We start from the raw sequence: 12446 nt of genomic DNA, 5'->3' as shown, positions 1-12446 counted from the left end.
GAGGTTGATCACACCTCGGAGGGGTTGGCAATGAGGTGGCAACGAAGGGGGTGCGGGTCAGGCCCGGCGCTGGGCCGCCTGGTCGAGGAGTTCGCCCACGGTGCGGCTGCCCGCGGCGGTGTCGCCGTTGAAGCGGCGCAAGATCTCGATCCGCGCCTCGGCAGCTTGCCCCTGCGCGACCTGCAGCAACAGCAGGTCCTTGTCGGCCGACGGCAGTTCGGTCACCCAGGCGCCGAGCGCCTTGGGGTCGAGGCGCTCCTGCAGCGGCGTGCTGTTCTCGGCGGCCACCGCCAGCAGGTCGTCGTCCAGCCGCAGGAACTCCGCGAGCGCCGTCTGCGCGGCTGTGAGCTGCGTGAGCCCGGGCGGCACGACCGGTTCGAGCTCCTCCTCGGCACTGGTGTCGAAGGCGAACTCATCGCGCTCCCACGTGCCGTATCCCGCCAGCCACGCGAGGTACAGCGGACGCAGGTCCCCGGAGGCGATCTCGTCGCGGACGCCGGCCAGCATCGGCAGCGGTCCATCGTGGCCGGTCGAGCCGGAGGGCTCCTCGTCCTCGCTGACGAAGTCCAGCACCACGTGGTCCTCGGAGCTCCAGACGTCGACGCGCTCGGCGACCTCGAACTCCTCGGCGATCGCGTCGTCGAGGTCACCGCGCGGGACGCGGATCATCAGCCGGTTCGTGCCCCAGCTCGTCACGTGCAGGTGGGCGTCGTAGTAGGACTCGACCAGCACGTCGGGATCGCCGCGAAAGTCGTCCTGCTCGTAGGTGGCGACGAAGGCGGTGTCGCTGATGACCGCCCTGCTGGACAGCTCCCGCACCTCGGCCTGCTCGTCGTCGCTCAACGGCCGGTCGACCGCGAGGAACTCGTAGTGCTGGTACTCGGTCACCGAAAACCTCGCAGCTCTAGGGGAACACCGAGCCGCCAGGCTACTCACCGCCGGTGTCGGGACGGGGAACGCCTCGAATCATCCGGGCTTCGCTCGTTGTGATTACTGGCCGCGAGCCTCGCCCGGGGCGCTGGTAAGCATCGCTTTCGGGCGAACCGGACTGATTCGCCTTCCCCGAAACACCTGCACCCTTGGAGGAACAACCATGAGACGCGCTCGCTGGATGCTGGGTGCACTCGGCGCGATGGCGGTCTTGTCGGTCGTGCCCGCGCCGTCGGCCTCGGCCGATTCCGTGCTCGTCACCAAGATCACCACCGTTGCCGACGAGTCCCGCTGGGTGGTCAACGGACCGGACTCGGCGATCCGCACCGTGCAGCCCCACTCGACGGCGCAACCGCGTTCGGCCGATCAGTGGGTCATCGCCAAGCGCCCCGACGGCGCGATGACCATCCAGAGCCAGGAGTACCGCCAGTGCGTGACCTCCGAGGCGCGCACGGGTGGTGAACTGCGCACCGCCGACTGCGATCCGGCCAACGCCGCCCAGGTCTGGACGATCAACCGCCGTGACGACGGCACCGTCGTCATCAGCCCGAAGTCCACTCCGAGACTGGTCGTGGCGATCCAGCAGCCCCCGGCCAAGAACGGCGCTCTGCAGCTCATCGAACGAGAACAGGTCACCAGCAATTCCACCGAACCCGATCACAACGCCATGGACACCCAGTCCTTCGAGCTCGACATCTGACTGGACGGAGAAGACGGCTGCCCCACCGCGAATCCGGTCGGAGCAGCCGTCTTCTCCTGTGCGGAGTACCGCCAGGGCAGCAGAGGCAGGTCGAACGTCTGCGGATGCTGTCCGCTCGCGCAGGTCCCGGCCGCAGCCAGACACCCGAGCCGAACGCGTCCACCGCGTCCCGCGATCCGGCAACCGTGGAAGCCGTTGTGCCATCAGGTGGAGCGGACAGGTCGGTGAGGTCGCTCCCGGCCGCTCCGGATTCCGCGCCCGGCGTCAGCTCGCCCGCGCCGTAGCGCTTCAGCAGCGTTGAGCTTGGGAGTTCCGCCTTCGAGGCCACTGGCGAGCTGCTCGCGGTGATGAGACCTTCGGTTCCGACTGCTCACCACAGGTAGGTGACCAAAAAGGTCGGGCTCCCGCGCTGGGGGACCTGTGCGCGGGAACCCGACCTCATTTGGGGGCGTCCGTTCCGGTGCACGGCATGGGGGGTGGCCGACACCGGGTTCTCGGACGGGGGTTTCAGCAGCGGGGTCAGGCCCGGGGTGGGACGCGCCCACCACGAATCAGGCCCGGCTGAGAACCTGGTTCAAGCCGTGACGGCGAGCCACTTGGAGCGGCCGGCGTGCGTGGGGATCCAGCAGCCGTTGCTCTCCGCGCCGGTTTCCAGCAGCGGTTCCGGCATGTGCAGGAGCTCGTCGATCACGTCGAGGGCGGGTCCGTTGGTTCGCCACAGCACTCTGCTGGGGAACAGGACGTCGGGCTCGTCCGCGGGGATGCGCGCCGCGTCGGCGTCGTTCTCGCCGAAGAGCTGCAGGATGTCGAAAACCCCGTGATGCACGCGGATTCCGACCACGGCGACCAGGCTTCCGCTGGCATCCCGGGGATGCGTGAACTGGAAGTCGCGGGCGACCAGGGCTTGCAAGCCGTTGGTAATGTCGTTCATGGCGCCACCGTTGTTCGTCGTAGGGGCTCAGACCATGTGGCGACCAGTTCAGACGATCAGATCGTCGAACTCGCCGTCCTTTGCTCCATTGAGGAACGCTGCGATCTCGTCCCTGCTGTAGACCAGTGCCGGGCCCTCCGGGTAGCGCGAGTTCCTGACAGCAACCCCACCGTCGACCAACGGTGCCAGCTCCACGCAGTTACCCACCGCTCCGCTGTGGCGGCTCTTGCGCCAGCCAGCGTTGGGAAGCTGCTTCGCGGGCATGCCGTTCTGGATGTTCGTCATCCGAACCCCACCCTTCCCCGACTCTCATCTCGCACGAATCATCTGCACGTGCAGTTGATCGTGCACAGAAGGTATCAGTTGCAGATGCACGATTGAATGCACGTGCAGGGCACTGAGAGCGTGATCACACCGCCAGGTGTAACGCCATGGCGGCACTCGGTGCCGGTCCCGTGGCGAACAGCCGTCCTTGATCGTCCGAACGGGCGAGGAACTGGGAAATTCCCGGTTGGGCTCAGATTTCCCGGAGCCGGTCCTGCATCAGCTTGCGGGAACCTTCCGGTGTCAGCGCGTCGACCGCGAGCCGGTGGCTGACCTTGCTGTAGGTCTCGACTTCCTCGGCCTTGTCCAGGTACAACGCGCCGCAGAGGTGTTCCAGGTAGACGATGTCCGGGATCTCCGGCTCGGCGAACCGCAAGATCGTGTAGGCACCTTCGGCGGCGGAGCGCCCGAGCGCGAAGGGCAGCACCTGCAAGGTGACCGTGGGCAGCTTCGTGGAGTCCAGGAGCGACTCGATCTGCTCGCGCATCACGCTCTTGCCACCGATCGGGCGGTGCAGGACGGACTCGTCGATCACGGCCCACACGCGCGGCGACCTGGGCTGGGCGAACATCCGCTGCCGCTGCATGCGCAGCCGGACCCGGCGGTCGACCTCTTCGTCCTCGGCCTCGGGGCGTCCCTGGGTGGCGACGGCTCGCGCGTAGCGCTCCGTCTGCAGCAGGCCCGGCACGAACTGGAGCTCGTACGTCTGGATCCGGGAGGCGGACTCCTCCAGGCCGACGAAGTCCTGGAACCACGGCGCCATGAGATCGTTGTAGCGGTTCCACCAACCCGGTTCGTTCGACCGGCGCACCAGGTCCAAGAAGGATTCGCGCTCGGACTGGTCGTCCACCCCGTACAGGCTCAGCAGGTCGGCGACGTCGCGTTCCTTGAACCCGACCCGCCCGAGCTCCAGGCGGCTGATCTTCGATCCCGAGCCGCGGATGGCGTACCCGGCGTCCTCGCGGGAAATCTGCTTGGACTCGCGCAACCTGCGCAGCTGGCTGCCCAACACGAGACGGCGGGCCGTGGGGCCGCTTCCCGTGGCGCTGTCCGGGGCCACGCGAGACCTCCTGCTGGGAGTTCGAGGACGTTCTACGTCCCACTGTCGGCACGAAGTGGTTGAACGTTACGGGAGGCGATAGTAGTGGAATACCGCCACAGGTCTAGTAGCTTCCCCGGTTCGGACGATCTTGCGCAGGTCAACGCGGTGAAATCAGCGGATTGCGGAGGGTTGGAATTCGCCCGGAATCCGTCTGCGGGGTCGATCAGCGGTGGAAATCACTCGTGCGGGGCGTCCATCTGCTGAAAAACCCTCGATAGGGTCGTCGATGTGCTGACTTTGTCAACGGTGAATGTAAATGGTTTGCGCGCCGCCGCGAAGAAGGGATTCGTCGAGTGGCTCGCGGAGACCGGCGCGGACGTGATCTGCATGCAGGAGACCCGCGCCGAACCCGATCAGCTCACCGCGGAGGTGCGCGAACCGGCCGGCTGGTACGCGGCGCTCGCCCCGAGCTCGGCCAAGGGCCGCGCGGGAGTGGCGATCTACAGCCGCACCGAACCGGAGGCCGTCCGCATCGGCTTCGGCTCGGCGGAGTTCGACGACACCGGCCGCTACCTGGAGTTCGATCTCCCCGGCATCACGGTCGCCAGCCTCTACCTGCCCAGCGGTGAGGTCGGCACGCCGCGCCAGGACGAGAAGGAGCGCTTCATGAAGGAGTTCGGTGAACACCTCGCCGGACTCCGCGAACGCGCCGCCTCCGCCGGCCGCGAGGTCGTGATCTGCGGTGACTGGAACATCGCCCACCGCGAGGTCGACTTGAAGAACTGGAAGGCCAATCAGAAGTCCGCTGGGTTCCTCCCGGAGGAGCGGGCGTGGCTGACCGAGGTCTTCGAATCCGGCTACACCGACGTCGTCCGCAGCCTCCACCCCGAAGGTCCCGGGCCGTACTCGTGGTGGTCCTACCGCGGCAAAGCCTTCGACAACGACTCGGGTTGGCGGATCGACCTTGTTGTCGCAACTGCGGATATCGCACAGCGTGCCGTGTCGGCACAGGTGGAGAAGGCTCCCAGCTACGACGAGCGTTGGAGCGACCACGCTCCTGTGACGGTCACTTTCGACTTCTGATCAGGAGCTCTGTGATCAGTGCGAAGAGCATCACGCTCCGCTGTCCGTGTGATGCGTAGTTCTGCGCTGCCCGCCGTTCAGGGCTTCGATGCCGTTGCTCGCGATCAAGTCGCGATGTTCCGGGGAGGGACGCGCGCAAGCCTTCAGGTGGCCCCTGAGGCCCTGGCGGAATTGGTTGGTGAGCTCGAACGCTCCAGCGAGCAATGAGCTTGCGCACGCCAAAACCTGCGCCCGGAGCGGGTGCAGGCCCTCCAAGTCCCGCAGCAAACGCGGCGTTGGCTCAACTCTTGCGCGCTGCGGCGGGCCCCGTTGGAGGGACGACCAAGACGGCCGGTGAACTGCACCCGGGAAAGGGCACGCACTCCACTGACCAGAGCAACGCCGACCAGATCATTTGAGTGGCCTGAGTTGGCGTTTGAACTCGCGCAGGCGAGACTGGATGGCCTTCGGGTAAGTCTCATCCAGCATATTTTCGCTTGGGGCCGACCAAGAAGTGCCAGGGATTGACGCAGGATTGGTCATCGCACTGCTGCCGGGCACAATTGGTCCGGAAATTGGCACGCCGTGAGAAAACATCCATACCCGGTGGGCTTCATCCATCAGCCCGCCAACGCCAGACCGGGTACCTGCGGCAAAGGCCACAACCAGCGTGATCTTCGAACGCCCGCCATTCCTGGCAGCCACTCCCTGGGTCAATAGGACCGACCTTCGAGTGGAATTGCTCGACGAGCGGTCCTCTCCTCCTATGGTGGCAACTCCCCAGCGCTCCGCACCGCCACAGCCGCACCGCCGTGGTTGGCAGCGGACTCGGCTTCGGCCAGTCCTCCCGAATGCTTCCTTCGTCGAGATCATGGGAGGAATGGTCCAGCTGGGGTTCTCGGCGTGGGGGACTTGCGTACTGCGCCAGGCGGGTGCGGTCCACGCCCGGATCCTGATCACCTGGCGCGCCAGCATCAGAGGTAGTCGCCACCGGTCCGATATTGAGCTGTGCCTGGAAGCGGACTCGTCGGGCCTTTCGTCCGTGTTTCGTGCCTCGAAGCGCGCCGACACTGGAAACGAGGTCTCGACGATTTGGAGGTCGACATGGTTACTCCAAGCACTCCGCAGTGGCACGTCGCCGGGGACTGGTTCGACGCGTGCAAGTGCGCGATTCCATGTCCGTGCTCCTTCGCGCAGCCGCCGACCTACGGCGACTGCAACGGCGTCCTCCTGTGGCACATCCGTGAAGGCAGTTTCGGAGGCACCGCCCTGGACGGGCTCAACGTCGCGATGCTCGGCTCGTTCGTCGGCAACGTGTGGAGCGGTGAGCACAGCGACGCCCGCGCCGCCATCTTCATCGACGAGCGGGCGGACGAATCGCAGCGCGCGGCGCTGCAGAAGATCTTCGGCGGAGAGGCAGGAGGCTGGCCGAAGCAGTTCGGCGAGATCTTCGGCCCCGAGATCGTCGGCATGGAGTACAGCCCGATCGAAGCCTCCATCGCCGATGATCTGGCCACCTGGAGCGTCCGCATTCCAGGCAAGGCAGAGGCGGCCGTCGAAGTGCTGACCGGTCCCGCCAGCCCCGAAGGCGCACGTGTGGAGGTGCGCAACTTGCCGGGCTCGGAGGTCGGACCGGGCCACGGAGCGGCCGTCTGGGGCAAGGCCACCGCTGACCGGGCCGACGCGTTCGGCTTCAGCTGGGACCGCTCTGGCTACTCCAGCAAGTACATCCCCTTCGACTGGTCCGGGCCGGACGCGGCATGACCGGCGCGGCGCAGGAGCGTGGCATCCCTTCGCTGCGGTCCTCGTCCGGGGTGGAGGTTGCGCTGGCCGCGGTTCTTCTGGCGTTGGCGGGGGTCTCCTGGCTGCTCAGCGGAGTCCTCGGCATGCCCGAGATGCGGATGGGGCTGCTCACCGGCATGGGGTCGGCCGAGATGGCGGGCGGGCCGGCGCCCTTCGCCCTGTTCCTCGGGGTCTGGGTCGTGATGATGGCCGCGATGATGTTGCCGGCGATCACGCCGTTCACGATCGGGGTGTTCAGGCTGGTGCGGGCACGGCGGAGACGCGGAGTGCTGCCGCCTCTGACGCTCGGGTACCTGCTCGTCTGGACCGCCGCGGGCGTTGTCGCGTGGGCGGTCCTGCGCGGGTTCGACGCGATCGGCCACAGCGGCGCTGCGTCGGTGCGGGTCGGTGCTGTCGTGCTCCTGGTGGCTGGGGCGTACGAGTTCAGCCCGTTGAAGCGCTGGTGCTTGGTCCGCTGCCGATCACCGCTGGCGCTGGTGGTCAGGCATGGCGACGCGGTGGTCGGCGGCAGGCTGGGGGCGCTTCGGGTCGGCGTGCACCACGGCGGGTACTGCCTCGGCTGCTGCTGGGCGCTGATGGTGGTCCTGCTCGCCGTCGGTGTGATGAACCTGCTGTGGATGGCCGTTCTCGCCGCGGTGATCGCGATCGAGAAGGTGTCCCCCCGAGCGGAGATCGTCAGCTCCGCGCTCGGCGCGGTGTTGATCGGTGCGGGAGTGCTCCTGCTGATCGCGCCCGGGTTGCTGGCTCCGATGGTCTGAAAGCGTCGTCCTCGCGCTGAACCGAAACCCCGTTGGCTCGTGCCCGCCCAGGCCCAGGGCGGGCTTGACCTCCAGTTAGGTCGAAGTTCGACACTCGTCACATGCTGAAGCCCGAAGAAGGCCCGATCCTCTTCCGCAACACGATGCGGATCACCGAGGGCCGCTTGGACGATTTCAAGGCCGCGGTGCGGAAGGCGGTGGAGTTCGTCGAGGAGCGCGGTCCGCAGCTGATGGTGGACGTGTTCATCGACGAGGAGCGGATGCTGGCCTACAGCTACCAGCTCTACCGCGACTCCGATGCGATCCGGGAGCACTGGCGGCTCTCCGACCCCTACATCCGAGGGGTGATGGAGCACTGCGAGGTGGAGCGCTTCGACGTCCACGGTCATCCCGACGACGCAGTTCGCGACGGTCTTCGCCCGATGGCCGACTCCGGCACCCCGGTCACCATCACCGAACGCGCGACCGGTTTCGCCCGGTTCGCATGAGGGCGGTCGACCGGCGGGCGCGAATTCGCGACGAGTCCGCGCCCGCTCGAATCCACAGGACGGCATGGTGCGGCGGTGCTCACCGACAGGTGAGGGAGTTGTTGGAAGCCTGACGGTGCGTGGTCGACTTCGTTCACCGCTTTCGGTAGGTGAGGTGCACGACACCGCTGTTGAAGGGCTTCGCGTCGGCCAGTTCGAACGTCGATGGGGAGAACTCGCCGTCGAACATCGGGATTCCCGCGCCCGCCACCACCGGGTGGAGCTTGACGATCAGCTCGTCGATTTCGGAGCGCACCGCGGCAGCGAGCTTCCCGCCACCGCACAGCCAGATCCCCGCACCCGGTTCGCGCTTGAGCTCGCGCACCTTCTCCAGCGGATCGGTGTGGACGAATTCCACCGTCGGGTCCGGGGTTTCGGGGATGCTGCGCGAGAACACGATGCTGCGCAGGTGCCGGTAGGCGTTGGTGAGGCCCTCCCGCATCCCGATCTCCCAGCTTCCGCGCCCCTGCAGCACCGTGTCGAAGTGCTTGTTGGGCACGCCGTCGAGACCGAACACCGGTCGGACGTGCGAGGGCAGCAGTTCCGGGAACTCGGCGCGCAGGAAATCGCCGTGGTCGCCCTCGTGCCCGAAGAAGTCGGGGTTGCCGTTGTCCGGGCCGGTGATGCGGCCGTCGATCGTCGACGCGATCACGTAGGTCAGTTCTCGCACTTCGGCCCCCTCGTGGTCCTCGGTGAGGTTAGCGGCGCGGCGATGAGTTCGGCCGCCCTTTTTCGTCTACCTCCTCGACGAGCCCGTTCGAGGAGGTCTGCGTTGATCGATCTGACACCCGCCTGTCGTCAGCTGGCCGGGCTGCTGAGCGCCGTGACCGACGACCAGCTGGACCTGCCGACCCCGTGCTCCGAGTACGCGGTCAGCGGTCTCATCGCGCACGTCGACGAGGCAGCGCAGGGGTTCACCGCCCTGGCCTCGGCGAGGCCAGGCGTCGGCGACGTCCGATCCCACGTGCTGGAGCTGGCCGAGGCGTGGTCTGCTCCAGCCGCCTGGGAGGGCGAGACCGGAGTGGGCGGAGTTCCGTTGCGCAACGAGGTCTGGGGCCGCATCGCCCTCACCGAGGTGGTCGTCCACGGCTGGGACCTGGCGCAGGCCACCGGAGCGCGGTTCCACCTGCCCGAGGGCACCTTGCGGGGCTGCTGGGCCCACGTGCGGGTGTTCGTCCCCAGCGCACCGCTGCCGGAGTTGTGGGGCCCTCCGGTCGAGGTCGACGACGACGCGCCGCTGCTGGACCGGATCGTCGCCATGACCGGACGTGCTCCTGGACTCAGCGGGCGATGTGCTCGTTGAGGGGAACGCTGGGGTCGCCCAGGGCCTGGCGGTCGATCGTGGTGCCCGACGTGATGAGCGTCTTGATCTGCTCGGTGACGTCCCAGATGTTGACGTTCATGCCCGCCAGCACGCGGCCCTCGGAAATCCAGAAGGCGATGAACTCGCGGGCCTCGACGTCACCCCGGAACAGCACCTCGTCGTACCCACCCGGTTCGACGTGACCGAGGTACTCCATGCCCAAGTCGTACTGGTCGGTGAAGAAGTACGGCAGCTCGGAGTAGCTGGCGTCGCCGCCGAGCATCGACGAGGCCGCGACGGCGGGCTGGTTGAGGGCGTTGTTCCAGTGCTCGACGCGGATCTGCTTGCCCAGCAGCGGGTGGAAGGCGTTGGCCACGTCGCCCGCCGCGACGATGTTCGGGTCACCGGTCCGCAGCGTGGCGTCGACCAGGACGCCGTTGGAGACCCGCAGCTTCGCCTCGGCGGCCAGTTCCACCGCCGGATCGGCGCCGACCGCGATCAGCACCGCCTGGGCGTCGATCTGCAGCCCGTCGGTCAGCCGGACCCCGGTGACCTCCCCCGAAGGCGCGAGGATCTCGTCGACCGCGGTGGTGAAGCGGAACGACACGCCCCGCTCGCGGTGCGTGGTGGAGAAGACCTCCGCGACCTCGCGGCCGAGGACCTGCAGCAGCGGCAGCTCGGCGGTCTCCACGACCGTCACGCCGACACCGGCCTGGCGGGCGGCCGAGGCGACCTCCAGCCCGATCCAGCCCGCGCCGACCACCACCAGGTCCTCGATGCCGGCCAGGGTCTGCTTGATGCGGTCGGAGTCGCCCGCCCGGCGAAGGTGCAGGACGCCTTCGGCGTCGTGGCCGGGGACGGGGATGGAGCGGGGATGGGCCCCGGTGGTCAGCATCAGCTTGTCGAACTCCAGCCTGGTTCCGTCGGCGAGCTCGACCTGGCGCAGCGAGCGGTCGATGCGCCGCGCGGAGGTGTTCAGGAGCAGCTCGACGCGGTTGTCGGCGTACCAGGTCTCGGGGTGCACGTAGGCGGCGTCGAACTCGGCGCTGCCCATCAGGTACTCCTTGGACAGCGGCGGCCGCTCGTAGGGCCGGTGCGCTTCATCGCCCAGCAGCGTGATCCGCCCGTCGAACCCCTGGTCGCGCAGCGCCTCGGCGCCCTTGGCCCCGGCCATGCCTGCGCCGACGATCACGAAACTCTCCGAATCTCCCACCCCCGAAGCGTCCTGCTGCCAAGGGAACCGGGCAACCGGAGCCGACGAGGTCCATCCCGCCGACGACCTGGTCGAAGACGGCTGCACCGAGTCGCCTCAAGTGAACGATGCGAGTTCAGTGGAAACCAGGATCCCGATCTCAGCGGAACTCCGAAGCCTGATTCCCACTGAAATCGTGTCCCCCGAGGTGCGGCGGGGCTGGTGGGTGCCCGAGTGCCCGCCCTGCCAGGGAAGTGGCTGGCAGGGCGGGGCCGGGGATTACTTCGTGATCGCGTCGAGGGCGTCGATCAGGCCCGCGCCGTAGAAGCCGGCACCGCTGGAACCACCGGTGCAGACCGCGTCGACGACGCCGTCGCCGTCCCCGTCGTAGTCCTTCGGGCACGGCAGCGCGTCGGACTGGTCGTTCAGCGCGCCGATGACCTGCTGGGCGGTCCACTCCGGGTGGGTGCTGCGCAGCAGGGCGACGACGCCCGCGGCGTGCGGACCCGCCATGGAGGTGCCCTGCATCCAGCCCCAGCCACCGCCGGGGACGCTGGAGAGGATCCGGCCGTTGGCCGACGGCGTCTGCGGGATCTGCCGCGCGTCACCGCCGGGAGCGGTCACCGAGATCGAGCCGATGCCGTAGTTGGAGTAGTACGACTTGACCGCGTTGACGCCCACCGCGGACACCGACACCACGCCAGGGAGCTCGCCCGGGAGGATGCGGCAGTCCGGCCCGGTGTGGCGGTCCTGGGTCGGGCCGCCGTTGTTCGGGCTGTTGGTGTCGTGGATCGGCTGCGACAGGTCCCAGTTGCTGTTGCCCGCGGAGACGACGTTGACCACGTCGTGGCCCTCGGCGTAGGCGACCGCGCGGCGGACCGCCTCGGCGGCGGCCTTCTGGTCCGGGTCGCTGTCGCACCACAGGTACCAGGGGTCGACGAAGTAGGAGTTGTTGGTGACGTCGAAGCCGTGCTCGGCGGCCCAGATGAAACCGCAGATGGCGTACTCGGGGTAGATGAACCCGCCGTCGTCGATCACGCGCACCGAGGCGAGCGTGACGTTCGGGGCCACTCCGGCGACGCCGACGCCGTTGCGAGCGGCGGCGATGGTGCCCGAGACGTGCGTGCCGTGGTCCTGCGTCGGGTCCTGCGGCTGCCACGCCTCCTGGCTCTGGTCGGGCACGCCCTCGTTGACGCAGCTCACCGAGCGGGAGACGTCGAGGTTCGGCGCCAGGTCGGGGTGCGTGGGGTCGATGCCGTAGTCCAGCACGCCGACGGTGGTGTCCTCGCTGCCCTGCGAGATCGCGTTGGCCTGGTCGGCCTTGATCTGCGGCAGGTCCCATTGGTCGGCTTCCAGCGGCTCCTTGCCGTCGGCGGCGAAGGTGCCGATGCCGTTCGCGGTGCCTTCCAGGGTTTCCAGCCGGTCCGACTGGGCGGGCGGCAGCTGCTCGGCGAGGTTGCGGCTCGCGCCAGCCTGCTCGACGCCTGGCTGCTGCCGGACGGATTCGGCGAAGGCCGGGTCGGGCGAGGACGCGACCACCACGCCGATCTGCGGCCAGCTCTGCACGACGGCACCGCCGACGGCGCGCACCGATTCCTCGGTTCGCGCGAGTCCGTCACCGACGGGGCCGACGACCACGAAGTGCGCGGGAGCTGCCGAGGCGGCGGGCGCTCCTGGCGCGGAGCCGAGGAGTCCGGCGGGTAACAGCATGGTCAGCGCGAGTGCCGAGCCGGCGATCCGCAGCGAACGGCCTCTCCTACTTCTGCGTGACAACTTGTCCCTCCCTGGAGACGAAGAATGGTTCACCCAGTGATATTCGTCCCGGATTTTGCGCCTTTTTCGGATATAGGCGGCAGGGCTCGATGGAGTAAATC

General features: G+C 67.9%; 13 protein-coding genes. 6 read left to right on the top strand and 7 right to left on the bottom strand.

Annotated features, from left to right (window positions below; translation table 11 throughout):
• Nucleotides 1-57: 57 nt before the first annotated feature.
• Nucleotides 58-888 (bottom strand): hypothetical protein, encoded by an 831-nt coding sequence (locus tag E1161_RS12100; protein WP_132622706.1) that lies wholly within the window; start codon nt 886-888, stop codon nt 58-60.
• Nucleotides 889-1093: 205 nt separating this feature from the next.
• Between E1161_RS12100 and E1161_RS12095 the strand changes: the two genes are divergently transcribed.
• Nucleotides 1094-1630, top strand: coding sequence for an RICIN domain-containing protein (locus E1161_RS12095; protein ID WP_132622704.1), 537 nt, complete (start codon nt 1094-1096; stop codon nt 1628-1630).
• Nucleotides 1631-2204: 574 nt separating this feature from the next.
• On the opposite strand, the gene E1161_RS12090 is transcribed toward E1161_RS12095, so the two are convergent.
• The 3 genes from E1161_RS12090 to E1161_RS12080 all read right to left on the bottom strand — a co-directional run bounded on the left by E1161_RS12090 (nt 2205) and on the right by E1161_RS12080 (nt 3945).
• Complete coding sequence (locus E1161_RS12090) at nt 2205-2561, bottom strand: hypothetical protein (protein WP_132622702.1); 357 nt, start codon at nt 2559-2561, stop codon at nt 2205-2207.
• A 48-nt stretch (nt 2562-2609) separates the two neighbouring features.
• Entirely contained in the window at nt 2610-2846 is a 237-nt protein-coding gene (locus tag E1161_RS12085) for a DUF397 domain-containing protein (protein ID WP_132622700.1), read from the bottom strand.
• Nucleotides 2847-3078: 232 nt separating this feature from the next.
• A complete protein-coding gene (locus E1161_RS12080; protein ID WP_132622698.1) occupies nt 3079-3945 on the bottom strand; it encodes a helix-turn-helix domain-containing protein in 867 nt (288 codons plus the stop codon).
• A 270-nt stretch (nt 3946-4215) separates the two neighbouring features.
• On the opposite strand from E1161_RS12080, the gene E1161_RS12075 reads away from it, so the two are divergent.
• The 4 genes from E1161_RS12075 to E1161_RS12060 all read left to right on the top strand — a co-directional run bounded on the left by E1161_RS12075 (nt 4216) and on the right by E1161_RS12060 (nt 8038).
• Nucleotides 4216-5010: an exodeoxyribonuclease III gene (locus E1161_RS12075; RefSeq protein WP_132622696.1), complete on the top strand. Its 795-nt coding sequence runs from the start codon at nt 4216-4218 to the stop codon at nt 5008-5010.
• 1083 nt (nt 5011-6093) lie between these two features.
• Nucleotides 6094-6753: a DUF1326 domain-containing protein gene (locus E1161_RS12070; RefSeq protein WP_132622694.1), complete on the top strand. Its 660-nt coding sequence runs from the start codon at nt 6094-6096 to the stop codon at nt 6751-6753.
• Nucleotides 6750-7550 (top strand): DUF2182 domain-containing protein, encoded by an 801-nt coding sequence (locus E1161_RS12065; RefSeq protein WP_132622692.1) that lies wholly within the window; start codon nt 6750-6752, stop codon nt 7548-7550. Before E1161_RS12070 ends, E1161_RS12065 begins: the two co-directional genes overlap by 4 nt.
• Nucleotides 7551-7651: 101 nt before the next feature.
• The gene (locus E1161_RS12060) at nt 7652-8038 is read left to right on the top strand and encodes a hypothetical protein (RefSeq protein WP_132622690.1); all 387 of its coding nucleotides are present in this window, start codon (nt 7652-7654) and stop codon (nt 8036-8038) included.
• Between the two features lie 133 nt (nt 8039-8171).
• Here E1161_RS12060 and E1161_RS12055 read toward each other — a convergent pair whose 3' ends face one another.
• The gene (locus E1161_RS12055; RefSeq protein ID WP_132622688.1) at nt 8172-8747 is read right to left on the bottom strand and encodes a dihydrofolate reductase family protein; all 576 of its coding nucleotides are present in this window, start codon (nt 8745-8747) and stop codon (nt 8172-8174) included.
• A gap of 102 nt (nt 8748-8849) precedes the next feature.
• Here E1161_RS12055 and E1161_RS12050 point away from each other — a divergent pair, with 102 nt between their 5' ends.
• A complete protein-coding gene (locus tag E1161_RS12050; RefSeq protein ID WP_132622686.1) occupies nt 8850-9380 on the top strand; it encodes a TIGR03086 family metal-binding protein in 531 nt (176 codons plus the stop codon).
• Here E1161_RS12050 and E1161_RS12045 read toward each other — a convergent pair.
• Both E1161_RS12045 and E1161_RS12040 read right to left on the bottom strand, forming a co-directional pair.
• Nucleotides 9358-10593 (bottom strand): NAD(P)/FAD-dependent oxidoreductase, encoded by a 1236-nt coding sequence (locus E1161_RS12045; protein WP_132622684.1) that lies wholly within the window; start codon nt 10591-10593, stop codon nt 9358-9360. The two genes, E1161_RS12050 and E1161_RS12045, sit on opposite strands and share 23 nt — an antisense overlap.
• A gap of 258 nt (nt 10594-10851) precedes the next feature.
• Nucleotides 10852-12345: a S8 family peptidase gene (locus E1161_RS12040; RefSeq protein WP_235874965.1), complete on the bottom strand. Its 1494-nt coding sequence runs from the start codon at nt 12343-12345 to the stop codon at nt 10852-10854.
• Between the last annotated feature and the right edge of the window lie 101 nt (nt 12346-12446).

The sequence above is a fragment of the Saccharopolyspora aridisoli genome, assembly GCF_004348445.1.
GTDB lineage: Bacteria > Actinomycetota > Actinomycetes > Mycobacteriales > Pseudonocardiaceae > Saccharopolyspora > Saccharopolyspora aridisoli.
This window is presented reverse-complemented; position numbering and strand designations above follow the sequence as displayed.